This window comes from Amycolatopsis sp. CFH S0740, assembly GCF_004522315.1.
Lineage (GTDB): Bacteria > Actinomycetota > Actinomycetes > Mycobacteriales > Pseudonocardiaceae > Amycolatopsis > Amycolatopsis nivea.
Map to the genome: position 1 here is coordinate 71,416 of NZ_SDLS01000029.1, position 22,587 is coordinate 94,002.

The window sequence follows — 22,587 nt, forward strand, 5'->3', positions numbered from 1 at the left end:
GCCGGGTCTGCCCTGGTCATTCGTCCGTGAAGGACTCCTTGACGGAATCTGATTCCCTCAAGGAGTCCTTCACGGACGGTCAGGAAACGGCGGCCAGGACGGCGTCGGTGATCGCGGTGCGCCACGACGGGGTGACGTGGCCGGAGCGCGGCGAGAGGGCGAACGAGTCGACGACGGCGCCGCCCAGGGTCGCGGCTTTCGCCCAGTGGACGTCGGCCTCCGCGCGGCGCAGGGCGCTCGCCACGCGGAACAGCAGGCCGATCCGGTCGGCGGCGCGCAGTTCCAGCACGACGGCGTCGGGACCGCTCGTTTCGTCGTCGAACCAGCGCACCACCGGCTTGACCACGACCGGCGACGCGGTCGCGTAGTCGCGTTCCTTCGCCGCCAGCCGCTGGGTGAGCGGCATCGTCCCGGCGACCGCGCGGGCGAACTGTTCCCGCAGCAGTGCGGGATCCGGCAGCGACCCGAACTTCGGCGACGCGGTGAACACGCCCGCCCGGCCGTAATGCTCGCGCAGGACCGCCGAGTGGACCTCCAGGGAGTTCAGCGCCAGCACCCCGGCCGCGGGAGCGAGCAGTTCGCGGTCCGCGGGGACGGCCAGGAGCACCGTGACGACCTTGCCGTGCGCGGAGATCCGGATTTGGCCGACGCCGGTCCGGGTGGCTTCGGCGACGAGCTCGCGTTGGTCGTCGTCCAAGGGCTCCGGCGGCGTGAAACCCTTGCCGTGCACGGCTTCCTCGCAGCCGCTGACCAGCTCGGCGAGCAGGCGGTCCTTCCAGTCGGTCCAGACGCCGGGTCCGGTGGCCAGCGAATCGGCGCGGGTGAGGGCGTGCAGGAGTTCCAGCAGGACGACGTCGCGGTCCAGGGTTTTCACCACGCGCGAGATGGTCGCGGGGTCGCCGATGTCGCGTCTGGTCGCGGTGTGCGGCAGCAGCAGGTGGTGGCGGACCATCGCGGAGACCGTCGCGACGTCCGCGGGCGGCAGGCCCAGGCGTTGCGCTACCGAGGCGGAGATCTTCGCGCCCAGCTCGGAGTGGTCGGCGTCGCGGCCCTTGCCGATGTCGTGCAGCAGCGCGCCGATCAGCAGCAGGTCCGGCCGCGACACGGTGGTGGTCAGTTTCGCTGCTTCGACGCACGCCTGGACGAGGTGCCGGTCGACGGTCCATTGGTGCACTGGCGACCGCGGCGGCAGGTCGCGCACGGCGCCCCATTCCGGGAACAGCCGGGCCCACAAGCCGGTGCGATCGAGGGCTTCGACCGCGTCGACCAGTCCCTCCCCCGCGCCCAGCAGTTCGACGAGGGCGTTGCGGGCGTCGTCCGGCCACGGTTCGCGCAGCTCGGGGGCGGACTCCGCGAGGGTACGCAAAGTGCCTGGTGAGATGGGTTTTCCGGTCCGAGCCGAGGCCGCTGCGGCGCGGAGCAGAAGCGCGGGGTCCCGGGCGGGAAGTGCGTCTCGGGCCAGCGCGACCTCGTCGCCGTGCAGTACGACACCCTCGGCCAGCGGGCGGCGAACCGGGCGTCGGCCGAAGAGTGGACGCGGCTGCTCCACAGTGGACCGAAGAGCGACATCGACGGCGTACGCGATGGTTCGGCCCGCGCCGGAAAGCTTGCGCGCCAAGGCGAATCGGTCGCCCAGCTCCAGTTCGTGCGCTACGACGTCGGCGTCGGCCGCGCTGAGGATGTCTCGTTCGCGACGTGCTTCGCGGCGGAGTTCGGTGCGGACGTCGAGCAGGAGTTGCTTGGCTGCCAACAGTTCTTCGCCCGGTCGCGCGGTGAGCTGTCCGGCCGCGAGGGCTTCCAGCACGCCGAAGTCGCGAAGACCGCCACGGCCGTGTTTCAAGTCCGGCTCGGCGGATTGGGCGATCTCCCCGCTGCGCCGCCATCGTCCGTGGACGGATTCAGCCAGCTCCGGCAAGCGTTTGCGGGCGGTGCGCCGCCACTGGTCGCGGGCGGCGGACGCGAGGCGTCCGGTGAGGCCCGGGTCGCCGGCCAGGTGCCGGGCGTCGAGCAGACCGAGCGCGGTACGCAGGTCCTCCGCGGCGACTTTCAGCGCCTCGCCGGGCGTGCGGACCGAATGGTCGAGGCCGACCCGCGCGTCCCACAGTGGGTACCACAGCGCGTCCGCGATCTCCCCGACCTGGTTGTTTCCGTTGTGCAGCAACACCAAATCGAGATCGGAGCACGGCACCAGCTCACGCCGCCCCAACCCCCCTACGGCGACCAGCGCGACACCTGGGTCCGCGGTGTCGACGCCGGCCGCCGTCGCTCCTTTCCCGAGCCAGAACTCGTAGAGATCGACCAGGGAGTTCCGCAGCGCGGGAGCTCCGTGCCGTCCTTCGAGCAGCAGCGCAGTGGCTCGGGCGAGTTCGCCCCCGTCGGTCATCGGCTACAGCGCGTCCGTGCCGCGTTCGCCGGTGCGGACCCGGATGACCGTCTCCACCGGCGTCACCCAGACCTTCCCGTCGCCGATCTTCCCGGTGTGCGCGGCGGTGGTGACCGCGTCGAGGACCTTCTCGACCACGACGTCGTCCACCACGACCTCGATCTTCAGCTTGGCCACGAAATCCACCGAGTACTCGGCCCCCCGGTAGACCTCGGTGTGGCCCTTCTGCCTGCCGTAGCCCTGGACCTCGCTCACCGTCATCCCGAGCACGCCCAGCTGCTCCAGCGAGGAGCGGACGTCGTCGAGCGTGAACGGCTTGACGATCGCGGTGATGAGCTTCATGCCTTGGTCTCCTCGAGTTTCGTGACGGGCTTGGCCGGGAACGTCGCCGAGTGGCCGAGGCCGCCCATGCCGGTGAAGTCGTAGGCGCTCTCCGCGTGCTGGCCCTCGTCGATGCCGCTGACCTCGTGTTCGGTGCTGACGCGGAATCCGCCCGCCTTCTTGATCGCGAAGCCGATGATCAAGGTCATGATGAACGAGTAGCCCAGTACCGCAAGCGCGGCGACCGCCTGGATGCCCAGCTGCTTGAAGCCGCCGCCGTAGAACAGGCCGTCCGCGCCCGCCGGGTTCACGCTCTTGGTGGCGAAGAACCCGATCAGCACGGTGCCGACGAGACCGCCGACGAGGTGCACGCCGACGACGTCGAGGGAGTCGTCGAAGCCGAAGCGGAACTTCAGCGAGATGGCGAGCGCGCACAGCACCCCGGCGATCACGCCGATCGCGATCGAGCCGAGCGGGCTCACGAAACCGCAGGCGGGGGTGATCGCGACCAGGCCGGCGACCGCGCCGGACGCCGCGCCGAGCGTGGTCGGCTTGCCGAACTTCAGCTGTTCCACGACGAGCCAGCCGAGCACCGCGGCCGCGGTCGCGACGGTGGTGTTGGTGAACGCGACGCCCGCGAGGTCGTTGGCGCCGAGCGCGGAACCGGCGTTGAAGCCGTACCAGCCGAACCACAGCAGCGACGCGCCGAGCAGGACGAACGGGACGTTGTGCGGACGGCCGGTGTCCTTCGGCCAGCCCTTGCGCTTGCCGAGCACCAGCGCGAGGGCGAGACCCGCGGCGCCCGCGTTGATGTGCACCGCCGTGCCGCCCGCGAAGTCGAGCGCCTTGAGCTGGTTGGCGATCCAGCCGCCCACCGAATCCTTGCCGGTGAATCCGTCGAACGAGAACACCCAGTGCGCGACCGGGAAGTACACGACAATGACCCAGATCGTCACGAAAAGCGTCCAGCCCCAGAACTTCGCGCGATCCGCGATGGCTCCGGAAATGAGCGCCGGGGTGATGATCGCGAACATCAGCTGGAACATGCAGAAAGCGAGCAGCGGCAACGCGTCCGGGCCGGGCCACGGGACGGCGGGCGGGCCCGCGCTGGCGAGGCCGACGAGCTTGCCGAACGCGTCCGTCAGGCCGGCGTAGTCGAAGTTCCCGACCAGGCCGCCGAAAGCGTCGTCGCCGAAGGACAGCGAGAACCCGAAGAGCACCCACAGCACCCCGACTATCGCGAGTGCGATGAAGTTCATCATCAACATGTTCAAAACGCTCTTCGCGCGGACCATGCCGCCGTAAAAGAACGCGAGGCCTGGGGTCATGAGCATGACCAGCGCGGCGCTGATCAGCACCCAGGCGGTGTCTCCGGCGTTCAGCACAATCGTCCTCCCGTGCCGTGGGCAACTGCAGAGGAAGTGTTGGCCGCGGGTGTTTCACCAGGCTTCGGTTCACGTTTCCCTCGCGTGAACTCCGGCACGTGGGTTGTTACGGGGACGTTTCCGGGGAGCCGGGGTGAAATGTCCGGTCAGGCAACCTCATGGTCGAATAGCGCCATGTCTTTGCCTGATCGGGTGATCGAAGCGCTGCGCTGTTCGGTGTGCGCGGAACCGGTCTCGCTGACCGGCCGGACGCTGCGCTGCGAGCGGCGGCATTCGTTCGATCTGGCCCGGCAGGGTTACGTCAATCTTCTCCACGCGCGCATCCCGGCCGGCACGGCCGACACCGCGCCGATGGTGGACGCGCGGGCGGCGTTTTTGTCCTCCGGGGCGTACGCACCGCTCGCCGAGGCGGTCGCTGAGGTTGGTTCTGCTCCTGGATTGATCATCGACGCCGGAGCCGGGCCGGGCTATTACCTCTCGCGAGTACTGGACGCCGCGCCGGACGCGGTCGGGCTCGCACTGGACGTGTCGGCGATCGCGCTGCGACGGGCCGCGCGGGCGCATCCGAGGCTGGGTGCGGCGGTGTGGAACCTGTGGGAACCGTGGCCGGTGGGCGACGGGGTGGCTTCGGTGGTGTTGGACGTGTTCTCGCCGCGGAACGCCGCGGAGTTCCACCGGGTGCTGGAGCCGGGCGGGAAGCTGGTGGTGGCGTCGCCGTTGCCGGGGCATCTCGCGGAACTGGGCGATCTAGTGCTCGCGGTGGACGCGCGTAAGGAAGAACGGCTCGAGGCCGCGCTGGACGGGTTGTTCGAGCGGGAGTCCGGGGTGGAGGTGGTCCGGACGCAGGAGTTCAGCGCGGCGCAGGTGCGGGATGTGGTGGCGATGGGGCCCGCGGGCTTCCATCTGGACCGGGACGGACGGCGGGAGCGCCTCGAAGCGGCGGCTGGACGGGACGTGACGCTGGCGGTTTCGGTGAGCACTTGGCGGAAGAGGGACGACGGGCCGTGAGCCGGGTGCGAGTGGCCGGGTTGAGCGACGTCGAGGCGATCTGCCGTTTCGGCGAGATGCACATCCCACCGCACTACGCCCCGCTCATCGGCGAAGCGGCAGCCCAGCGCCAAGTCCGCCGGTGGTGGAACGAAGCGCATATCGGCGCCGCCGTGACCGACGGGCGCGTGGTCGTCGCCGAAACCGAGGGGCGCATCGTCGGCGTCGGACAGCGCGGACCGGACCATGTCGTCTACAAGCTCTACCTGGATCCGGAACACCGCGGCCACGGATTGGGCCCACAACTGCTCGACGCCCTCGCCAGCCACCTGCCAGAAGGCGTCGACCGGCTGCGCATCGAGCACTTCGCCGCCAACGAGCGGGCCGCGGCGTTCTACGAGCGGGAAGGATTCGCGGTCGAGCGGGTCGAGCCGGACCCCGCTGGCGATCCGGCGCTCGCCGTGGTCTGGCGCGCCCGCCCGATCACTCTCCGGGAGGAATGGCCGCCACCGCCGCCGCTGGGTTAGCGTGGCCGTCGATGAGCGAACGTACCTGGGGCTTCCGCACCCGCGCCCTGCACGCCGGCGGCACTCCCGACCCTGCTACCGGGGCTCGTGCGGTGCCGATTTACCAGACGACCAGCTTCGTGTTCGAGGACGCGGCCGACGCGGCCAATCTGTTCGCGCTGCAGAAGTACGGGAACGTCTACAGCCGGATCGGCAACCCGACCGTCGCCGCGTTCGAGGAGCGCATCGCGAGTCTCGAAGGGGCCATCGGCGGGGTCGCGACGGCCAGTGGGCAGGCGGCGGAGTTCCTCACCTTCTCGGCGCTGGCGGAGGCGGGCGACCACATCGTGTCCGCCGCCGGGCTGTACGGCGGGACGGTCACGCAGCTCACCGGGACGCTCGCGCGGTTCGGCGTCGAGACGACGTTCGTGCACGGTGACACCGAGGACTACGCCAAAGCGGTGACCGACCGCACGAAGCTGATCTACACCGAGGTGATCGGCAACCCGAGCGGCGCGATCGCGGACCTCGCCGGGCTGGCCGATCTCGCGCAGTCGCACGGCATCCCGCTCGTGGTCGACGCGACGCTCGCCACTCCGTATCTCTGCCGCCCGATCGAGCACGGCGCGGACATCGTCCTGCACTCGGCCACGAAGTTCCTCGGCGGGCACGGCACGACGCTCGGCGGGGTCGTCGTCGAGGCCGGGACTTTCAACTGGGGCAACGGAAAGTTCCCCCGGATGACCGAGACCGTCGACAGTTACGGCGGGCTCAAGTACTGGGAGAACTTCGGCGAGTACGCGTTCTGCACGCGGCTGCGCGCGGAGCAACTGCGCGACATCGGCGCGGTGCTGTCGCCGCATTCCGCGTTTTTGCTGCTGCAGGGCGTGGAAACGCTGCCGCAGCGGATGGACGCGCACGTCGTCAACGCGCGGGCGATCGCGGAGTACCTGAACGCGGACCCGCGGGTCGCGTGGGTGTCTTACGCGGGGTTGCCCGATCACCCGGATCACGAGCGGGCGGCGCGGTATCTGCCGCAGGGGCCGGGCGCGGTGTTTTCGTTCGGGGTCAAGGGCGGACGCGCGGCGGGCGAGAAGTTCGTGGAGTCGGTGGAACTGTTGTCGCACTTGGCGAACGTCGGCGACGCGCGGACGTTGGTGATCCACCCGGCCTCGACGACGCACGCGCAGCTGTCCGAGGACCAGCTCGCCGCGGCGGGCGTCGGCGCGGACCTGATCCGGCTGTCGGTCGGGCTGGAGGACGTCGAGGATCTGCTGTGGGACCTCGACCAGGCTCTCGACAAGGCGGTGAACGCGTGAGCTACGACGTCGGAGCGGTCGAACGGCGGCGTCTTCTCGGGCGCACGAAATCGGTGACGGTCGTGGGCGCGTCGGCGAACCCGGCGCGGCCGAGCTACTTCGTGGCGACGTATCTGCTGTCTTCGACGCGGTACGAGGTCAACTTCGTGAACCCGCGGCTCGACACGTTGCTGGGGCGGCCGGTGTATCCGTCGCTGGCGGACGTGCCGGGCGAACTGGATCTGGTGAGCGTGTTCCGCAAGCACGACGACCTCCCCGGGGTCGCCGAGGAGGTCATCGAGGCCGGCGCGCGGACGTTGTGGCTCCAGCTCGGCCTGTGGCACGAACCGGTGGCGGACCGCGCCCGCGAAGCCGGGCTGGACGTGGTGATGAACCGCTGCGTGAAGATCGAGCACGCGCGGTTCGCGGGCGGGCTGCATCTCGCGGGGTTCAACACCGGGGTGATCAGCTCGCGGCGGCAAACCGCGCCCTGAACCGGCTAAGTTCGGCGAGGTGAACCCGAACTGCCCGCACGGCTGGCCGCGGCCGGAAACCGAGATGACCTGCCTGGACGACCGGGAAGTCGTGTTCCGCGGCGACCAGGTCTCGGTGCGGTTCGGCGAAGCCGCGGCCTCGCCCGGTTCCTCGACGGGCTCGACTTCCGCGGCTGGGAAGGCGAGCGACGCTGGGTCAACGCCGACCGCGACCTGATCGTCTCCGCGACCCACCACTCCGGCGGCCGCGTCGAACTGGCCTGGACGCTGCGGCCGTGGCGGCATTCCGTCTACGGCGAATGGGAAGCCACCGTCACGACCACGATGGAGGCGGGCGCGGAGAAGGACGACCTGGCCGCGCAGCTGCACGATTTCCTTACCGCCGAAGGGTTTCCGGTCGAATACAGCGACGCCGAGTTCAGCTGACCGTCGCCACCAGGAACTCCTCCCCCGACGTCTTCAGCCCGTCCGACCGACCGGACAGATACCGCTTGTTCAGCTCAGCCGCGCTGACATGCCGGACGTCCTGGAAACCGCACTCCCGCGCGAAATCCAGCATCTCGTCCGGCGCGAAGAAGCTCACGAACGGCGTCCCCGCCGCCTTCGCGCCCTTCATCGCCGCTGCCCTGGCCGCGCGATCGGGTTCGTCCAGGTACTCCTCCGGCATCTGGAACGTCATCGCCACCACGGTGCCCGGCGCGAAACCGGCGAGCGCGCGCAACGTCGCAGCGTTCGCCTCGCGAGTCAGGTACATGCTGACTCCCGTCGACGCCACCACGGCGGGCTTCTCCAGCTCGTAACCGTTGGCAGCCAAGCGTTCCGGCCACTGCTCGCCGGATTCGAAGTCGACCGGCACGAACCGGTACGGGGCGGGCAGCCCGAGCTCGGCCAGCCGCGCGCGCTTCCACTCCTGCGTGCCCGGCTGGTCGATCTCGAACACCCGCACGCCCAGCTCCGGTTCCCGCTGCGCGAACGTGTCCAGCCCGGCGCCGAGCAGGACGTACTGCGAGACCCCGCGTTCGCGCACCAGATCTTCGACAAACCGGCTGCGCAACGCGATTCCCGCGCGGAACCGGCGGGTGAAGTCCCGGTCCATGTCCGGCCGGGAGCGCCAGTCCGGACCAGGATCGGCCAACTGGAGCCCGATCTCGTCGGCCAGCGCGTGCGGCGGCGGATCGGCGAGCACGTGCAGCGCGCGCCACAACGCGACGCGCACCGCGGTGTGATCCGGCTCGCTCACTTCGGGGCCCGCAGGGTCCAGATCCGGCCGTCCGGGTCCCGCACGGTCATCTCGCGCGTGCCGTAGTGAGTGTCTTCGAACGGGGTGACGACGTCGAGTTCCGCGTCGACCGACTCGTCCGGCACCGCCACCACCACGGCCGTGCGCGGCTCCTGGTTTTCCGGCACCTCGACGACGAACACCGGCGCGCCGTCGCCGTTCGAGAGCTGGCCCGAGTTGTGGTCGGTCTCGAAATCGAGGCTGAACCCCACGCGCTGCAGGAACTTCGCGGTCTTGCCCCAGTTGTGCGTCTCCATGACGAACATCGTGATGCCGTCGCTCATGTCAGCCGTCCTCTCGTTGGTCGGGCGAGGTGCCGAGATAAGCCCGCAAGGCCGCGGTGACCAGCGCGGACAGTGACTGCTCGGTCTCGATCGCCCGGTACTTCACCTGCTTGATCAGCTCGACCGGCAGGTAGACGTTGAATTGTTTGACCTCTTCACCGGCCATTCTAGGATGCTAGCAATCTAGCCAGCGGCGGACAAGGCCCTCCCCTGGCGCTCGTGAGAAGGTGGAGGCATGGCGAAACCCTCCGGGCTGCAGATCAGGAACATCATCGCCGCCGTCCTGATGGCTGCCGCGTTCGTGTTCAACCTGGTGACCGGCGGCCCGTGGTGGGTCACCGCGATCGTCGGCGTCGCGGCCCTGCTGTCGTCCTTCTCCGCCTACCTGAACCGCCCCAGCGCGCGCGGCTGACCCGTCCGTCCCTTCCGGCCCGCACGCTCGGGCAGGAAGATCGTCCCGTTCAGCCTTCGTCCGCACGCACGTCGCCTCCGGTTCAGCCGCCGCTGCTCTACTCGGCGCGGCCCGATCGCGGCAGGCGAAGGAGTGTTGGTGGCAGGGAACGGCTTCACCGTCCACCCGGACGAGTTGCACACATTCAGCGAGTACCTGGACAAGACCACCGTGCCGACGGTGAACGACTCCGCGAAGGCGGTGGACGACGCCAACGGCGGGGACATCGACGCGTTCGGCGTCGTGCTCGCGCAGGTGCTCGCGATTCCGGCGCGCATCGCGCTGAAGGCCGTCTCCGACAATCTGCACGGCGTCGCGAAGGACGTGACCGACAGCGCGGACAAGACGCGACAGGCCAGCGAGCAGTACAGCAAGGGCGACCAGGACCTCGCGAAGGCGTTCGACAAGTTCAAGCCGGAGCAGGTGAAATGAGCGTCGTCGAGCCCATCACCGATGCGAACAGCACCACCGGCGCCGGGGTCGCGGACAGCTGGCACAGCGTCGTCTCGTCGATCCAGGAAATCCAGCACCTGCACGGCGCCGACGCGGCCGCGGTGGGGGTCGAGATCGGCGTCTCGATCGTCGGCGCGATCGCGGACACCGCGGCCTTCGTCCTCGACCCGTTCGGCAAACTGATCGCGGCCGGGCTCGGCTGGCTGATCGAGCACATCTCGTTCCTCAAAGAGGGCCTCGACAAGCTCGCCGGCGACCCCGCGGCGATCAAGAAGATGGCCGAGGAACTGCACAAGACCGCGCAGAACCTGCGCAACGCGGCGAAGGACCTCGACACCACGCTGCAGAAGACGGTCACCGACTGGCAGGGCGACGGCGCCGAGGCGTTCAAGAAGAACATCGGCGACCGGCGCGGCCAGATCGACAGCGCCGGACAGGCGGTCGACGTCGCCGGTTACGTCGTCGAGACGACGATGGCCCTGGTCACCGTGGTGCGTTCGCTGATCCGCGACCTGATCACGACGTTCCTCGGCGACGTCATCGCGACGATGCTGATCGCGCTCGCGATGGCGGCGTTCACGTTCGGCGCGTCGATCGTGGTCGGGGTCGGCAACGTGATCCGGTCGGGGATTTCGCTGGCGCTGACGATGGCGTCCAAGATCGCCCGGGTGGTCGGCCTGGGAGGGCGGACCGCGAGCCGGTTGGCGCAACTGGCGGAGAAGGTGAAACCCGGACGCGGCGGCGGCTCGCACGGCGGCGGGAACAACCACGAGATGACCGACCTGGGCGGCAACCACGGCGGCGGCCATGGCGGCGGGACCGGTGGCGGCGGTGGCGGTGGCGGTCAGGGCGGGCAGGGTGGTCACGGCGGGAACAACACGCCGCATGACGACACGCCGGGTGGCAACAACAACCACCACGACGACACCCCGGACGGGAACAACGCCCCGCACGACGACACCCCCGGCGGCAGCAACACCCCGCACGACGACACGCCAGGTGGCAGCAACCACCACGACGACACCCCGGGCGGGAACAACACGCCGCACGACGACACGCCAGGCGGCAACAACCACCACGACGACACACCGGGCGGAAACAACACCCCGCACGAAGAGCGGCCGAACAACCAGCCGCACGAGGACGATCCGTTCGACACCTGGCTGGCCGCGGATCAGCACTTCAACCCGCCGCCCAACCGCCCCCACGACACTCCTGGCGGCAATCCGCACCACGAAGACACCCCGGGCGGGGGCGGCAACCACGAGAACACCCCGGGCGGCCACGACAACACCCCCGGCGGGAACAACCAGCACCACGACACCCCCGGCGGCAGCAACACGCCGCACGATGAGACTCCCGGCGGGAACAACCACCACGACGACAACCCGGGCGGGAACCAGAACCACGAGACCAACGGCGACCATCACGGCGACAACGCGGGTGGCGGCAACCAGCACAACGACAACACCGGCGGCGACCACCACGGCGACAACGCAGGCGGCAATCACCAAGAAGGCAACGCAGGCGGCAATCACCAGGAAAACAACCAAGGCGGCGAGCACGGCAACACCCAGGGCAACGGAGGCGGATCCGGTCGTCCCCCAGGCCCGCAGTCGCCGCTCAAGCCTTACGAGTTCAGCTGGATGAAGAAGCACGAAAGCTGGCTCGAGAACATGTGCAACCTCCCCCAGGTCCAGAAGTACACCGGGGGCAAGAACGTCTGGAAGGACATCGTCAAGGCCCCGGACGAGTACTTCAAGACGCACCCGAAGCTCTACCCCTTCCTCAAGGGTCTGGCCGATGCCAAAAGCAGCAAGAACTTCGTGGGCTGGATCGGCAAGGACGCGATCAACTTCGACAAGGCGATCACCGACATCCACATGCAGGCCGAGGAAGCCTGGAAGACCTCCGACGAGGAGTGGCGCAAGGAGCATCCGGACCCGGCCGCCGAAGGAAGCACCGCGGAGTAACGAAAAAACCGTGCGGGTCACCCGGAAGGAATTCCAGGGTGACCCGCACGGCTGTGACCGAGCCGAAAGGTCAGTCGGACGTCTCCGCGAACCGTGCAGTCATGGCTTCCCTGCCGCGTTTGCTCAGTTCGCCGAACAGGCGCAGCCGGGCGAGGCCGCCGTCGGGGTAGATGTCCAGGCGGACTTCCGTTACCTCGGGGCCGTCGTCCGCCAGGGCGAAGCGGTGCCGGGTGTCGGGCTGCAACCTGGTGCGCGGCAACAGTTCCACCCACTCGCCCTCGTCCAGGCGGCCGCTCACCGACGCCCAGCCGGGGGCGTTTCCCTTGAGGTTGCTGGTGTCCAGTTCCACGAACCGGACCAAGCCCGCGCCCGCCAGGGAGACCGTCGCCCAGTCGTTGCCGTCGTCGCGGCGGCGGGCGGTTTCCCAGCCCTCTGCCTGGTGCGCGGCGAGGCCCGGCGACAGCATGTTGTTCGGCGACGAATAGAACATGTCGCTGCACCCGGTGACGACCGCGCCGTTCTCCAGTGCCGCCAAGTCCAGGGACCGCGGATCGAGCAGCGAAGGGTCGGGAACCGGCGAACCGTGCACACGCAGTCGGGCGACGCCGCCGTCGGGGTGCTGGGTGAGGCGCACGTGGGTGTAGCGCCGCGGGGACGTCACCTTGTAGTAGTTCTCCGAGTCACCGACTGCCGGTTCGTGGTCGACCAGGACGTCCCAGTCGGCGTCCTGCAGTTCGGCCGCGCTCGGGTAGCCGGGGACGGACGTCGCCGCCACGGACACGAACGGCGGGTAGTTGCCCTTGAAGAACGCCGTGTCCACCACTACCCCGGACACCACGCCGCCGAGGCCGAGGCGGATCAGGGCGTGGTCGTCGCCGGGTTCGCGGTGCCGCCGGGTCTCCCAGCCGTCGTACACCTGGCCTTTCGGGCCGAACGTTTCGGCGCGGTGCGCCGGCCGCCACGGGTTGACCAGGTTTTCCTTCTCGGCGAACAGTTCGTCGCTCGCCCACATCACGGTGCCCCCGAACAGGCGCGAGGCCAGATCGGGCTGGGTAGTCCACTCCGGACGGTCGGACACGTGCTCCTCCATCTCTTCAGCAATTGCCCCGGGTCAGCAGAGTCCCCCTCGGTTCGCCGCCGGTCACCGGCTCGCCGCGCAGCCACGTGCCGCGCACGACGCCGGCCAGCGGACGCTGGTCGTACGCGCTCACCGGGTTGCGGTGCTTGAGCTTCGCGACGTCCACGACGAAAGCCTCGTCCGGCGCGAAGACGCAGAAATCGGCGTCGCAGCCCACTTCCAGCTTGCCCTTGCGCGTCATCCCGACCTGCGCGGCCGGTCGCTCGGCCATCCACCGCACGACATCGACCAGACCGAAGCCGCGCTGGCGGGCCTGCGTCCAGATCGCGGGCAGACCGAGCTGCAGGCTGGAAATACCGCCCCAGGCAAGACCGAAATCGCCGGTGTCAAAGCGTTTCAGCTCGGGCGTGCACGGCGAATGGTCGCTGACGATCGTGTCGATCACGCCGTCCGCCAAACCCTGCCACAGCAATTCCCGGTTCGCCGCCTCGCGAATCGGCGGGCAGCACTTGAATTGCGTTGCCCCGTCCCGGATTTCCTCCGCGACGAACGACAGGTAGTGCGGACAGGTTTCCACCGACAGTGCGACACCCTCGCGGCGAGCACTGGAAATCAGCGGCAGAGCGTCCGAAGAGGACAGATGCAGGATGTGCGCGCGGGCGCCGGTGCGCCGCGCCGCTTCGATCACGTGCGTGATGGCCAGGTTTTCCGCGCCGCGCGGGCGGGAACCGAGGAAGTCGTGGTACTTCTCGCCGTGCGGGTCGGGAGCGGCGTCGATCGCGTCGGAATCCTCCGCGTGCACGATCATCTGCGCGTCGAACGATTTCAGCTCGCGCAGCGCGGCTTCCAGGCCGTCCGCGTCCAGTGGCGGGAACTCGTCGACGCCGGAGTGCAGCAGGAAGCACTTGAAACCGAAGACGCCTTCGTCGTGCAGCCCGCGCAAATCGCCTTCGTTGCCCGGAATCGCGCCGCCCCAGAACCCGACGTCCACGTGCACGCGACCGCTCGCCGCCTTGCGCTTGACCTCGAGCGCGGCCACGTCGACCGTCGGCGGCAGGCTGTTGAGCGGCATGTCCACGATCGTGGTGACACCGCCGGCGGCGGCCGCGCGCGTCGCGGTCTCGAAACCCTCCCACTCGGCCCGGCCGGGGTCGTTGACGTGCACGTGGGTGTCGACGAGACCGGGCAGCAGCACCTCGTCCTCGGCCAGCTCGACGAGCCGCGTGCCCGGCATCTCGACAACGCCGGGTTCCGCGGCGACAATCCGGCCGTCCCGCACGCCGATCGTCGCCGGCCCGAGACCGGCGGGGGTCACCGCACGCGCGGCCCGCACCACGAGGTCCATCGACGGTCTCCTCCACTTCCACGTTACGGAAAGACTCTTTCGCTCACCGAGATTAGACACGTCCTTCCCGGCTCGTCAACGCCGTCCCTCCCACGTTACGGTCACCGGGTGGAGTTGGAAGCCGAGTTCACCAGCGAGCCGTTTCGCGGCGAGGGCGCACCGCCGGAGCACGCCGTCCGCGCCCGCGACGCCGCCGACGCGGCTGGGCTCGACACCGACTTCGGCCCCCTCGGCACCCTGGCCCGCGGCACCGCCGACGAGCTGTTCGCCGCGCTGCCCTCGATCGCCCGCGCCGCCCTCGAAGGCGGGGCCACCCGGGTGACGCTGCAACTGCGCCGAACCGACGATTCCGACACCGTTCCGGCGGTCGAACTCAACAGCGCGCTGTCGCGATTGATCTCCGACGTGGAACGCGAACTCGGCTCGAAACTCCGCGATCTCGACCGCCCGGAAAAGCAGCGCGCGGTCCGCCTCCTGCGCGAGCGAGGGGCCTTCAACCTGCGGAAATCGGTTTCGGCGGTCGCCGAGGAACTGGGCGTCACGCGGTTCACGGTCTACAACTACCTCAACCGGGAAGCCGACTGAGCCGCGATTCAACAAAGTGTTGACGCACGCTCGACCCGGCCGTACGGTCAGCGGAACACCACCTCCCCGGAGGAGATTCCGTTGCCGCTCGCACTCGCCGAGTTCAACTCCGCATCCGCCGCCGAACTCCGGCCGACGCTCACCGCCTGCCTGGCCGTGCCGCGCTGGGTCGACACCGTGCTCGACGGCCGCCCGTACGCCGATTTCGCCGCGCTGAGCAAGAGCGCGGACAGCGCGACCCCGTTGCGCCGCAACGAGATCCGCGACGCGATCGCCGCGCACCCGAGGATCGGCGAACGCCCGACCAGCAAGGGCAGCGACGCCGACTGGTCCCGTTCGGAGCAGTCCGGCGTGGACAACGCGGACGAATTCGCCGCCGCCAACGCCGAGTACGAAGCCCGTTTCGGCCACGTCTTCCTGGTGTGCGCGAGCGGGCGCAGCGGCGAGGAACTGCTCGCGAACCTGCGCTCCCGGCTCGGCAACGACCCGGACACCGAACTCGACGTCGCCGGCGCGGAGCTGGCCAAGATCGCGCAACTGCGCCTCGCGAAAGCGGTAACGGCATGAGCCTTGTGACCACGCACGTCCTCGACACCGCCACGGGCAAGCCCGCCGCCGGGATCGCCGTGCGCTTCGAGCGCAAGGACGGCTCGCTCGTCGCCGAAGGCAAGACCGACGACGACGGCCGCATCCGCGACCTCGGCCCGGACACGCTCGACCCCGGGGTGTACCGGCTGATCTTCGACACCGGGAGCTACCTCGGCCAGGAGGCGTTCTTCCCCGACGTCACGATCGCTTTCCGGATCGTCGACGGCACGTCGCACCACCACGTGCCGGTGCTGCTGAGCCCGTTCGCCTATTCCACCTATCGCGGGAGCTGACATGGGAATCTCGTTGGGCCCCAACCAGTACGGCAAGGCCGAGGTCCGCCTCGTCACCGTCCGGCGCGCCGGCGGCGTGCACCACCTGCGCGACCTCACGGTGTCCTCGGCCCTGCGCGGCGACCTGTCGGCCACGCACCTCACCGGCGACAACTCCGCCGTGCTGGCCACCGACACGCAGAAGAACACGGTGTACGCGTTCGCCAAGCAGCAGGACATCGGCGAGATCGAGGACTTCGCGCTGCGGCTCGGCCAGCACTTCGTCGGCACGCAGGAAAAGATCACCGGTGCGCGGATTTCCGTCGAAGAGCAGGAATGGGACCGCATCACGGTGGACGGCGCGCCGCACGACCACTCGTTCAGCAGCTCCGGCGGCGAACGCCGCACCACGACCGTCACCGTGCACGCCGACCGCGCCTGGGTGGTGTCCGGAGTGGACGGTCTGGTGGTGCTCAAGTCCACCGGGTCCGAATTCCACGGGTACCCGAAGGACGAATACACCACGCTCGTCGAAACCGACGACCGCATTCTCGCCACCGCCGTCACCGCGCGCTGGCGCTACGAGGGATTCACCGGGATCGACTGGGCCAAGAGCCATCGGGAGATCCGGCGGACGCTCCTGGAGACGTTCGCCACCAAGCACAGTCTTTCGCTGCAGCAGACCCTGTACGCGATGGGCGAAGCCGTGCTGCGGGCACGGCCGGAAGTAGCCGAGATCCGGTTCTCCCTGCCCAACAAGCATCACTTCCTCGTCGATCTAAGCCCCTTCGGCCTCGAGAACCACAACGAGGTGTTCTACGCCGCCGACCGCCCGTACGGCCTCATCGAAGGCACGGTGGTCCGCGACGAAGCCGAAGAGCCCGGCCCGGCCTGGACCGACGCCGTGCTCTAGCCCCGAGTCCCCTCCGGGAGAGCGCATGTCAGTTGCACAGGAACGACCTTCTCGGCACCCCGTGGACGCGGCGCCTCCGCTGCCGCAGTTGATCCTCGGCGGAATCCAGCACGTAGCGGCCATGTACGCCGGAGTGGTGGCACCACCGCTCGTCATCGGCGCGGCCGTAGGCCTCTCCCCCGGCCAGCTCGCGCTGCTGATCAGCGCGGCGTTGTTCACCGCGGGGCTGGCCACTCTCTTGCAGACCCTCGGCTTCTGGCGCTTCGGCGCGAGACTGCCGCTGGTCAACGGCGTCACTTTCGCCGCTGTCGCCCCCATCCTGTCCATCGCGGCGCAGCATCGCGACGGCAACGCGCTGGGCGTCGTCTACGGCGCCACGCTCGTCGGCGGCGTGTTCGTCGTGTTCGCCGCACCGTTTTTCTCCAAGCTGACGCGGTTTTTCCCGCCGGTGGTGACGGGGACGGTCATCACGCTCATCGGGATTTCGCTGCTGCCGGTCGCCGTGCAGTGGATCGCCGCGCAGCAGAAATCGGCCAAGCCCAGCGGGCTCCTGCTGGCCGGGATCACGCTGGTCGCGGTGCTGGTGTTCACCCGGTTCCTGACCGGGTTCTGGAGCCGGATCGCGCTGCTGCTCGGCCTGGTCGCCGGTACCGCGGTGGCGTGGCCGATGGGCCAGGTCGACACCTCGACGCTGAAGCAGGCCCCAGTGTTCGGCATCGTGACGCCGTTCCATTTCGGCACGCCGGCGTTCGACATCGCGGCGATCGTCTCGATGCTCATCGTGATGCTGGTGATCATGGCGGAAAGCACCGCTGACCTACTGGCACTCGGCGAGATCGTGGACCGGCCGACCACCAGCCGCGTCCTGGCCGACGGCCTGCGCGCGGACGGGCTCTCCACCGCCGTCGGCACGATCTTCGGCGGATTCGCCTGCACGGCGTTCGCGCAGAACATCGGCCTCGTCTCGCTCACCCGCATGGTCAGCCGGTACGTGGTCGCGGCCAGCGGCGTCGTGCTCGTGCTGCTGGGCGTGTTCCCGGTGACCGGCGGGATCGTCGCGCTGGTGCCGCAGCCGGTGCTCGGCGGGGCCGGGCTGGTGCTGTTCGGCAGCGTCGCGGTCAGCGGCGTCCGGACGCTCGCGAAGGCGTCGTTCGAGCATCCGATCAACGTCGCGATCGTCGCCGCGTCGCTCGGGGTCGGGCTCATCCCGATCGCCATGCCGGACTTCTACTCCGGGTTCCCGGCGGCGCTGCAGGTCGTGCTCAACTCCGGGATCAGCGCGGGCTGCGTGACCGCGGTGGTGCTCAACCTGGTGCTCCGGCCGCGCTTGATAGAACGCTCTACTGTCCAGGAGCTATCCTCGGTGTCGTGACTGGCACCAAGGACCGGATCCTCGCCGCCGGGGCGGAACTGTTCCGGCAAGGCGGGTACGCGGGCACCGGCATGAAGCAGATTGTCGAAAAGGCCGGCGCGCCCTTCGGGTCGGTGTACCACTTCTTCCCCGGCGGCAAGGAGCAGCTGGGCGAAGAAGTGGTACGCACCTCGGGGATGCAGTACGCGCAGCTGTTCGAGGTTTTCATCGCGCCGGCGCCGGACCTGATCACCGGTCTCGAAAGCTTCTTCGCGGGCGCGGTCACCACGCTGCTCGACACGGACTACGTCGAGGGCTGCCCGATCGCGACCGTCGCGCTCGAAGTGGCGACCACGAACGAACCCTTGCGCAAGGCCACCGCGGACGTGTTCGAGGCATGGACCCAAGCGGGCACCAAGGGGTTCTCCGCGTTCGGGCTTCCCGAGGAGCACGCCCGCACGCTCACGCTCGCGTTGGTGACCAGCCTGGAAGGCGCGTTCGTGTTGTGCCGCTCCATGCGGACGACTGAACCGATGGCGGTCGCGGGCGCGGCGGTGGTCGACGTAGCGCGACGGCTGCTGACCGAACTGGGTGACGACGGGAAGCGCCGTCCTGCCGGCGGCTAAGCTGGAACCAGCATCCGGGTCCGCAGGAGGTGGCCGGTGTTCGGTCTCAGCATCGACCACATCGTGATTTTGCTGCTCGCCGGGTTGTTCATCCTCGGCCCGGAGCGGCTGCCCGAGGCGGCGCACTGGGTCGCGCAGGCCCTGAAACGCGCGCGCGGGTTCGCCGCGGGCACCAAGGCCCAGCTTGAGGCGGAACTCGGCCCGGAGTACCAGGAGCTGCGGAAACCGTTGCAGGAACTGCAGTCCCTGCGGATGGGCAACCCCCGGGCGGCCGTGACGAGGTACCTGTTCGACGACACTCCCCCGGCCGCGACGCCGCCGCCGGTCCCACCGGTCCCGGCTCCGGTTCCGTTGCGGGCGAACGAGCGGCCGCCGGTCGATCCCGACGCCACCTGATCATTCGGCCGCGCGCCACGCCCATCCGGCGAGCACGAGCAGTTCGACGAGTTCCAGCACGGCCATCAGCCGTTCCACGAGCCCGGTCGCGACGGTCGGCAGATGCTGCCCGAATGCGACATTGGCCGCGAACGGAATGAGAAACGGCAGAAAGAACGGCACGGCCGCCAACCCCAGAATACGCGACCAGCGCGCATAACCCCGCCAATCCGGCGAATTGCGGTGTGCCCGGCCGAGCAGCCATCCCGCTAACGGCAAACTCACGCAACTGATCCCGGTCGCGCCGAGATGCACTTTGCCGACCCACGACACCGCATTTCCCTGCGGGTCCTTCGTGAACAACGCGACCGCCGCGAGCCCGGCGCACCAGGCGGCCATCGCGACGACCGTCAGCGCTCCGCACAGCAGCCCGCGGCGGCGCAGGACCACGGCCACCACGACCGAACCGGCCGACGTCAGCAGCATCGCCGCCGCCCACATCCACCAGCCGGGAGTCCAGGCGTAGTCGCTGAGCATCGCGCTGACCGGGTCGATCGGGCCCCAGTAGCGGTCGACGTGCAGCACCACCAGGAACGCCGCGGCGAGCAGCACCGCGGCCACCGCCGCGCCGAGCGCGCGTTTCGCGGCTTTCGCCGACGGGGCCGACACCAGCACCGGAGTCAGTTCTGTCGTCACCGCTGGTTCTCCGCTCGCCCGCCCGCTTTCCCGAAAGCATATCCCGGCCGCGGTCCCGTCGCTTTCGGACAGTCCGCCCGAATTGCCGCGCATTCTCAGCGTCCTGCCAGAAATCGCGACTACCCTCGCGGCGGTTCACTGATTTCTACCGACGGGAAATCCATGCCTGCCGCGCGCGGTACGGAATTGCGGCTGCTTCTGTTCGCGGTGGCGATCGTCTGGTGCGCGTTCCTGCTCGTGGACGCGAACGCCTTGGCACGGCTCAGCTTCTCCGTCGTCGGCTACGGCGCGTCGTTCACCGCGGTGGTCGCGGCGGCGCACCTCGCGGTCCGGCGCTGGGCCCCGCACGCGGACCCGCTGATCCTGCCGTGCACCGTGCTGCTCAACGGGCTGGGACTGGTGGTGATCCACCGGATCGACCTCGGGCTCGCCGAACAGGCGGTGCAGCGGGGCAAGACGTACTCGGCCGTCGCCGGGCAGCAGGTGCTGTGGACCGTCGTGGCGCTGGCGTTGTTCCTGGCAGTGCTCGGTTTCGTTCGCGATCACCGCGTGCTGGCCCGGTACGGCTACCTCGCCGGGCTGGCCGGGATCGTCGCGGTGCTCCTGCCCGCGCTGCTGCCGTCGTCGCTGTCGGAGGCCAACGGCGCGAAAGTGTGGATCAGGATCGGCCCGCTGTCGCTCCAACCGGGCGAGTTCGCGAAGCTGCTGCTGATCGTGTTCGCCGCGACGACGCTGGTGGCGAAACGGGAGCTGTTCCGGGTCGCCGGGCGCAAGGTGCTCGGCGTCGAACTGCCGCGGGCGCGCGACCTCGGGCCGATCGTGCTCGCCGCGCTCGGCTGCGTGGCGGTGCTGGCGTTCGAGAAGGAACTCGGCGCCTCACTGCTGTTCTTCGGGATCGTCCTGGTGATGATCTACCTCGCTACCGAGCGGGCGGTCTGGGTGTATGCCGGGCTGACTGTGTTCGCCGGCGGCTGCGTGCTGGCGTACTTCCTGTTCAACCACGTGCGGCAGCGGGTCGCGAACTGGATCGACCCGCTCGCGACGTACGACCAGGCGGGCGGCGGGTACCAGATCGCGCAGGGCCTGTTCGGCCTCGGCACCGGCGGCATGGGCGGAACCGGCCTGGGCGCGGGCAGGCCGGACATCGTGCCCGAGGCGAACAGCGACTTCATCACCGCCAGCATCGGCGAGGAACTGGGTTTCCTCGGGCTGGCCGCGGTGCTGATGCTGTACCTGCTGATCGCCCTGCGCGGAATGCGCCACGCGCTCGCCGTCCGCGACAGCTTCGGCAAACTCCTCGGCGGCGGGCTGGCGTTCACCGTGGTGATGCAGATTTTCGTAGTCGTGGGCGGGGTGACAAAGCTGATCCCGGAAACCGGCATCACCGCACCGTTCCTGTCGAAGGGCGGTTCGTCGCTGCTCGCGAACTACATCCTGGTCGCACTGCTGCTGCGGATCTCGGACGCGGCCCGCAAGCCGAGCACGACGGAACCAGTGCAGGCGGTGCGAGCCCCACTGGCGGATGCCGGGACCGTGCTGGTCAAACGGACTCGGTGAGCTGTCAGTCTTCGCGGAGCCGAGCGCTCGCCTTCGCCAACTCGCCCGCAATCGACGTCTCGTCGGCCGTCCTGAGCTGGCCCGTCTCCACCACCGTTTTCCCGCCCACGAACAGCCTCCGCAGCGGCGGCGGCGCGGCCAGCACCAGCGCCGCGACCGGGTCCTCGATGCCCGCGTAGTTCAGCCCGTTCAGGTCCCACACCGCCAGATCTGCGAGCTTCCCGACCTCTACCGAGCCCATGTCGCGCTCCCGGCCGAGACACCGCGCGCCGCCCATTGTGCCTAGCCACAACGCTTCTCGCGTGGTCAATCCCTTCGGCCCGCCGCGTTGCCGGGCCTGCAGCAACGCCTGGTGCAACTCCTCCGCCAAGCCGCCGGACTCGCTCGAAGCCGCGCCGTCGACGCCCAACCCGACTGGAGCACCGGCGTCGAGCAGGTCGCGCACCGGGGCGATTCCGCTGCCCAGGCGGCCGTTCGACGTGGGGCAATGTGCGGAACCCGTCGCGGTCGCGCCGAAGCGGCGGATCGCGTCCGGCGCGAGGTGCACGGTGTGCGCCAACCAGACATCTGACGCCAGCCAGCCCAGCTTGTCCGCGTACTCCGCGGGCGTGAGACCGGTTTCGGCGAGGCATTGCTTTTCCTCGTCCTGGGTTTCGGCCAGATGCGTGTGCAGCCGGACGCCCTTGCGCCGGGCCAGCTCGGCCGAAGCGGTCATCAGCCGCTCGGTGACGGTGAACGGCGAGCACGGGCCCGCCGCGATCTGCAGGTGCGCGCCCGGCGAGGCGTCGTGGTAGCGGTCGATCGCGGCTTCGGTGCCGAGGAGGGCGTTATCGGCGGTCTCGACCAGGCTGTCCGGCGGCAGCCCGCCGTCCGATTCGCCGCGGTCCATCGAGCCGCGGACCAGGTGCAGCCGCAAGCCGATCCGCTCCCGTGCGGCGACGAGCGCGGCCACCTGGTCGCCGCCGTCGGACGGGAAGACGTAGTGGTGGTCGGCGACCGTGGTGCAGCCGCTCAGGGCGAGCCGCGCCATTCCGGCGGTGCCCGCGGCGTGCGTGATCTCCTCGTCCAGCTTGGCCCACACCGGGTACAGCGCGACGAGCCCCTCGAACAGCGTGTGGTCGGCGGCGAGGCCGCGGGTGGCCCATTGGTAGAGGTGATGGTGCGTGTTCACGAGGCCCGGCGTGACGAGGCAGCCGCTCGCGTCTACGCGTTCGTCCGCCTCGCCGGTGAAGGCGCCGTCGCCGACGGCCGCGATGCGGTCGTCCTCGAGCACGACGTGTCCGTTGCGGTATTCGGGACCGCTGACCGTCGCGATCGCGGCGTTCTCGACGACTGTCCTCATGCGACACTCACCTCCGGAAGGTCTCGTGAGTGGCTACCCCGAACC

The 22,587-nt window shown here is 69.4% G+C and carries 25 protein-coding genes and 1 pseudogene; 16 read left to right on the plus strand and 10 right to left on the minus strand.

All coding sequences use genetic code 11. The annotated features are described in order from the left end of the window. Nucleotides 1–79 precede the first annotated feature (79 nt). From EIZ45_RS35870 to EIZ45_RS35880, 3 genes are read right to left on the minus strand one after another with little or no spacing between them, the layout of a single operon-like run. Nucleotides 80–2,383 (minus strand): [protein-PII] uridylyltransferase, encoded by a 2,304-nt coding sequence (locus EIZ45_RS35870; RefSeq protein WP_134668058.1) that lies wholly within the window; start codon nucleotides 2,381–2,383, stop codon nucleotides 80–82. A 3-nt stretch (nucleotides 2,384–2,386) separates the two neighbouring features. Next, nucleotides 2,387–2,725, minus strand: coding sequence for a P-II family nitrogen regulator (locus EIZ45_RS35875; RefSeq protein ID WP_043827775.1), 339 nt, complete (start codon nucleotides 2,723–2,725; stop codon nucleotides 2,387–2,389). Then, nucleotides 2,722–4,089, minus strand: a complete 1,368-nt coding sequence (locus EIZ45_RS35880; RefSeq protein WP_167756657.1) for an ammonium transporter — start codon at nucleotides 4,087–4,089, stop codon at nucleotides 2,722–2,724. The genes EIZ45_RS35875 and EIZ45_RS35880 overlap by 4 nt, the downstream gene beginning before the upstream one ends. Before the next feature lie 174 nt (nucleotides 4,090–4,263). Between EIZ45_RS35880 and EIZ45_RS35885 the strand changes: the two genes are divergently transcribed. From EIZ45_RS35885 to EIZ45_RS47075, 5 genes and pseudogenes are all read left to right on the plus strand, one after another. Further along, nucleotides 4,264–5,097 (plus strand): putative RNA methyltransferase, encoded by an 834-nt coding sequence (locus EIZ45_RS35885; RefSeq protein WP_134668057.1) that lies wholly within the window; start codon nucleotides 4,264–4,266, stop codon nucleotides 5,095–5,097. After that, nucleotides 5,094–5,603 carry a GNAT family N-acetyltransferase gene (locus EIZ45_RS35890; RefSeq protein WP_134668056.1) on the plus strand — a complete coding sequence of 170 codons (510 nt, stop codon included), beginning with the start codon at nucleotides 5,094–5,096 and terminating at the stop codon, nucleotides 5,601–5,603. The genes EIZ45_RS35885 and EIZ45_RS35890 overlap by 4 nt, the downstream gene beginning before the upstream one ends. 11 nt (nucleotides 5,604–5,614) lie before the next feature. Then, entirely contained in the window at nucleotides 5,615–6,901 is a 1,287-nt protein-coding gene (locus tag EIZ45_RS35895; protein WP_134668055.1) for an O-acetylhomoserine aminocarboxypropyltransferase/cysteine synthase family protein, read from the plus strand. After that, nucleotides 6,898–7,374 carry a CoA-binding protein gene (locus EIZ45_RS35900; RefSeq protein ID WP_037810257.1) on the plus strand — a complete coding sequence of 159 codons (477 nt, stop codon included), beginning with the start codon at nucleotides 6,898–6,900 and terminating at the stop codon, nucleotides 7,372–7,374. The genes EIZ45_RS35895 and EIZ45_RS35900 overlap by 4 nt, the downstream gene beginning before the upstream one ends. Before the next feature lie 69 nt (nucleotides 7,375–7,443). Further along, nucleotides 7,444–7,698: pseudogene (locus EIZ45_RS47075) on the plus strand (DUF6228 family protein); the annotation flags it as partial. 94 nt (nucleotides 7,699–7,792) lie between these two features. Here the strand turns inward: EIZ45_RS47075 and EIZ45_RS35910 are convergent. Genes EIZ45_RS35910 through EIZ45_RS35920 form a run of 3 tightly spaced genes read right to left on the minus strand, consistent with a single transcriptional unit; the run spans nucleotide 7,793 to nucleotide 9,103 of the window. Beyond that, complete coding sequence (locus EIZ45_RS35910; RefSeq protein ID WP_167756658.1) at nucleotides 7,793–8,614, minus strand: class I SAM-dependent methyltransferase; 822 nt, start codon at nucleotides 8,612–8,614, stop codon at nucleotides 7,793–7,795. Beyond that, nucleotides 8,611–8,937 carry a glyoxalase gene (locus EIZ45_RS35915; protein WP_037810255.1) on the minus strand — a complete coding sequence of 109 codons (327 nt, stop codon included), beginning with the start codon at nucleotides 8,935–8,937 and terminating at the stop codon, nucleotides 8,611–8,613. The genes EIZ45_RS35910 and EIZ45_RS35915 overlap by 4 nt, the downstream gene beginning before the upstream one ends. Before the next feature lies 1 nt (nucleotide 8,938). Then, nucleotides 8,939–9,103 carry a ribbon-helix-helix protein, CopG family gene (locus EIZ45_RS35920; RefSeq protein WP_134668052.1) on the minus strand — a complete coding sequence of 55 codons (165 nt, stop codon included), beginning with the start codon at nucleotides 9,101–9,103 and terminating at the stop codon, nucleotides 8,939–8,941. Nucleotides 9,104–9,172: 69 nt separating this feature from the next. Here EIZ45_RS35920 and EIZ45_RS46290 point away from each other — a divergent pair, with 69 nt between their 5' ends. The 3 genes from EIZ45_RS46290 to EIZ45_RS46295 all read left to right on the plus strand — a co-directional run bounded on the left by EIZ45_RS46290 (nucleotide 9,173) and on the right by EIZ45_RS46295 (nucleotide 11,814). Then, on the plus strand, nucleotides 9,173–9,349 hold the full coding sequence (locus tag EIZ45_RS46290; protein WP_167441866.1) for a hypothetical protein: 177 nt from the start codon (nucleotides 9,173–9,175) through the stop codon (nucleotides 9,347–9,349). Nucleotides 9,350–9,487: 138 nt separating this feature from the next. Continuing rightward, a complete protein-coding gene (locus EIZ45_RS35925) occupies nucleotides 9,488–9,820 on the plus strand; it encodes a type VII secretion target (RefSeq protein WP_051171583.1) in 333 nt (110 codons plus the stop codon). Then, complete coding sequence (locus EIZ45_RS46295) at nucleotides 9,817–11,814, plus strand: hypothetical protein (RefSeq protein WP_167756659.1); 1,998 nt, start codon at nucleotides 9,817–9,819, stop codon at nucleotides 11,812–11,814. Before EIZ45_RS35925 ends, EIZ45_RS46295 begins: the two co-directional genes overlap by 4 nt. Before the next feature lie 70 nt (nucleotides 11,815–11,884). On the opposite strand, the gene alc is transcribed toward EIZ45_RS46295, so the two are convergent. Both alc and allB read right to left on the minus strand, forming a co-directional pair. Continuing rightward, on the minus strand, nucleotides 11,885–12,904 hold the full coding sequence (gene alc, locus EIZ45_RS35930; protein WP_037810253.1) for an allantoicase: 1,020 nt from the start codon (nucleotides 12,902–12,904) through the stop codon (nucleotides 11,885–11,887). A gap of 4 nt (nucleotides 12,905–12,908) precedes the next feature. Next, entirely contained in the window at nucleotides 12,909–14,237 is a 1,329-nt protein-coding gene (gene allB / locus EIZ45_RS35935; RefSeq protein ID WP_134668051.1) for an allantoinase AllB, read from the minus strand. Between the two features lie 108 nt (nucleotides 14,238–14,345). On the opposite strand from allB, the gene EIZ45_RS35940 reads away from it, so the two are divergent. From EIZ45_RS35940 to EIZ45_RS35970, 7 genes are all read left to right on the plus strand, one after another. Then, nucleotides 14,346–14,822, plus strand: coding sequence for a helix-turn-helix domain-containing protein (locus tag EIZ45_RS35940; protein WP_043833120.1), 477 nt, complete (start codon nucleotides 14,346–14,348; stop codon nucleotides 14,820–14,822). Between the two features lie 81 nt (nucleotides 14,823–14,903). After that, a complete protein-coding gene (gene uraD / locus EIZ45_RS35945; RefSeq protein WP_037810249.1) occupies nucleotides 14,904–15,389 on the plus strand; it encodes a 2-oxo-4-hydroxy-4-carboxy-5-ureidoimidazoline decarboxylase in 486 nt (161 codons plus the stop codon). Then, a complete protein-coding gene (uraH, locus tag EIZ45_RS35950) occupies nucleotides 15,386–15,703 on the plus strand; it encodes a hydroxyisourate hydrolase (RefSeq protein WP_134668050.1) in 318 nt (105 codons plus the stop codon). Before uraD ends, uraH begins: the two co-directional genes overlap by 4 nt. Before the next feature lies 1 nt (nucleotide 15,704). Further along, nucleotides 15,705–16,595, plus strand: a complete 891-nt coding sequence (pucL, locus tag EIZ45_RS35955) for a factor-independent urate hydroxylase (protein WP_134668049.1) — start codon at nucleotides 15,705–15,707, stop codon at nucleotides 16,593–16,595. Between the two features lie 25 nt (nucleotides 16,596–16,620). Continuing rightward, the gene (locus tag EIZ45_RS35960) at nucleotides 16,621–17,967 is read left to right on the plus strand and encodes a nucleobase:cation symporter-2 family protein (protein WP_051728724.1); all 1,347 of its coding nucleotides are present in this window, start codon (nucleotides 16,621–16,623) and stop codon (nucleotides 17,965–17,967) included. Next, nucleotides 17,964–18,572: a TetR/AcrR family transcriptional regulator gene (locus EIZ45_RS35965; protein ID WP_134668048.1), complete on the plus strand. Its 609-nt coding sequence runs from the start codon at nucleotides 17,964–17,966 to the stop codon at nucleotides 18,570–18,572. The genes EIZ45_RS35960 and EIZ45_RS35965 overlap by 4 nt, the downstream gene beginning before the upstream one ends. A gap of 36 nt (nucleotides 18,573–18,608) precedes the next feature. Further along, nucleotides 18,609–18,968 carry a Sec-independent protein translocase subunit TatB gene (locus EIZ45_RS35970; protein WP_037810243.1) on the plus strand — a complete coding sequence of 120 codons (360 nt, stop codon included), beginning with the start codon at nucleotides 18,609–18,611 and terminating at the stop codon, nucleotides 18,966–18,968. Here EIZ45_RS35970 and EIZ45_RS35975 read toward each other — a convergent pair whose 3' ends face one another. Then, a complete protein-coding gene (locus tag EIZ45_RS35975) occupies nucleotides 18,969–19,643 on the minus strand; it encodes a DUF998 domain-containing protein (RefSeq protein WP_167756660.1) in 675 nt (224 codons plus the stop codon). It lies immediately after the preceding gene. A gap of 162 nt (nucleotides 19,644–19,805) precedes the next feature. Here EIZ45_RS35975 and EIZ45_RS35980 point away from each other — a divergent pair, with 162 nt between their 5' ends. After that, nucleotides 19,806–21,200 carry an FtsW/RodA/SpoVE family cell cycle protein gene (locus tag EIZ45_RS35980; RefSeq protein WP_134668046.1) on the plus strand — a complete coding sequence of 465 codons (1,395 nt, stop codon included), beginning with the start codon at nucleotides 19,806–19,808 and terminating at the stop codon, nucleotides 21,198–21,200. 4 nt (nucleotides 21,201–21,204) lie between these two features. Here the strand turns inward: EIZ45_RS35980 and EIZ45_RS35985 are convergent, their stop codons facing one another. Beyond that, a complete protein-coding gene (locus EIZ45_RS35985) occupies nucleotides 21,205–22,542 on the minus strand; it encodes an 8-oxoguanine deaminase (RefSeq protein WP_134668045.1) in 1,338 nt (445 codons plus the stop codon). Nucleotides 22,543–22,587: the final 45 nt, after the last annotated feature.

Bases quoted from the DNA above. Each gene is read 5' to 3' on its own strand.
- EIZ45_RS46290 (WP_167441866.1), top strand. From the start codon at position 9,173: ATGGCGAAACCCTCCGGGCTGCAGATCAGGAACATCATCGCCGCCGTC.
- EIZ45_RS35920 (WP_134668052.1), bottom strand. From the start codon at position 9,103: ATGGCCGGTGAAGAGGTCAAACAATTCAACGTCTACCTGCCGGTCGAG.
- EIZ45_RS35870 (WP_134668058.1), bottom strand. From the start codon at position 2,383: ATGACCGACGGGGGCGAACTCGCCCGAGCCACTGCGCTGCTGCTCGAA.
- alc (WP_037810253.1), bottom strand. From the start codon at position 12,904: ATGGAGGAGCACGTGTCCGACCGTCCGGAGTGGACTACCCAGCCCGAT.
- EIZ45_RS35980 (WP_134668046.1), top strand. From the start codon at position 19,806: ATGCCTGCCGCGCGCGGTACGGAATTGCGGCTGCTTCTGTTCGCGGTG.
- EIZ45_RS35985 (WP_134668045.1), bottom strand. From the start codon at position 22,542: ATGAGGACAGTCGTCGAGAACGCCGCGATCGCGACGGTCAGCGGTCCC.
- EIZ45_RS35895 (WP_134668055.1), top strand. From the start codon at position 5,615: ATGAGCGAACGTACCTGGGGCTTCCGCACCCGCGCCCTGCACGCCGGC.
- EIZ45_RS35915 (WP_037810255.1), bottom strand. From the start codon at position 8,937: ATGAGCGACGGCATCACGATGTTCGTCATGGAGACGCACAACTGGGGC.
- allB (WP_134668051.1), bottom strand. From the start codon at position 14,237: ATGGACCTCGTGGTGCGGGCCGCGCGTGCGGTGACCCCCGCCGGTCTC.
- EIZ45_RS35875 (WP_043827775.1), bottom strand. From the start codon at position 2,725: ATGAAGCTCATCACCGCGATCGTCAAGCCGTTCACGCTCGACGACGTC.
- EIZ45_RS46295 (WP_167756659.1), top strand. From the start codon at position 9,817: ATGAGCGTCGTCGAGCCCATCACCGATGCGAACAGCACCACCGGCGCC.
- uraH (WP_134668050.1), top strand. From the start codon at position 15,386: ATGAGCCTTGTGACCACGCACGTCCTCGACACCGCCACGGGCAAGCCC.
- pucL (WP_134668049.1), top strand. From the start codon at position 15,705: ATGGGAATCTCGTTGGGCCCCAACCAGTACGGCAAGGCCGAGGTCCGC.
- EIZ45_RS35885 (WP_134668057.1), top strand. From the start codon at position 4,264: ATGTCTTTGCCTGATCGGGTGATCGAAGCGCTGCGCTGTTCGGTGTGC.
- EIZ45_RS35960 (WP_051728724.1), top strand. From the start codon at position 16,621: ATGTCAGTTGCACAGGAACGACCTTCTCGGCACCCCGTGGACGCGGCG.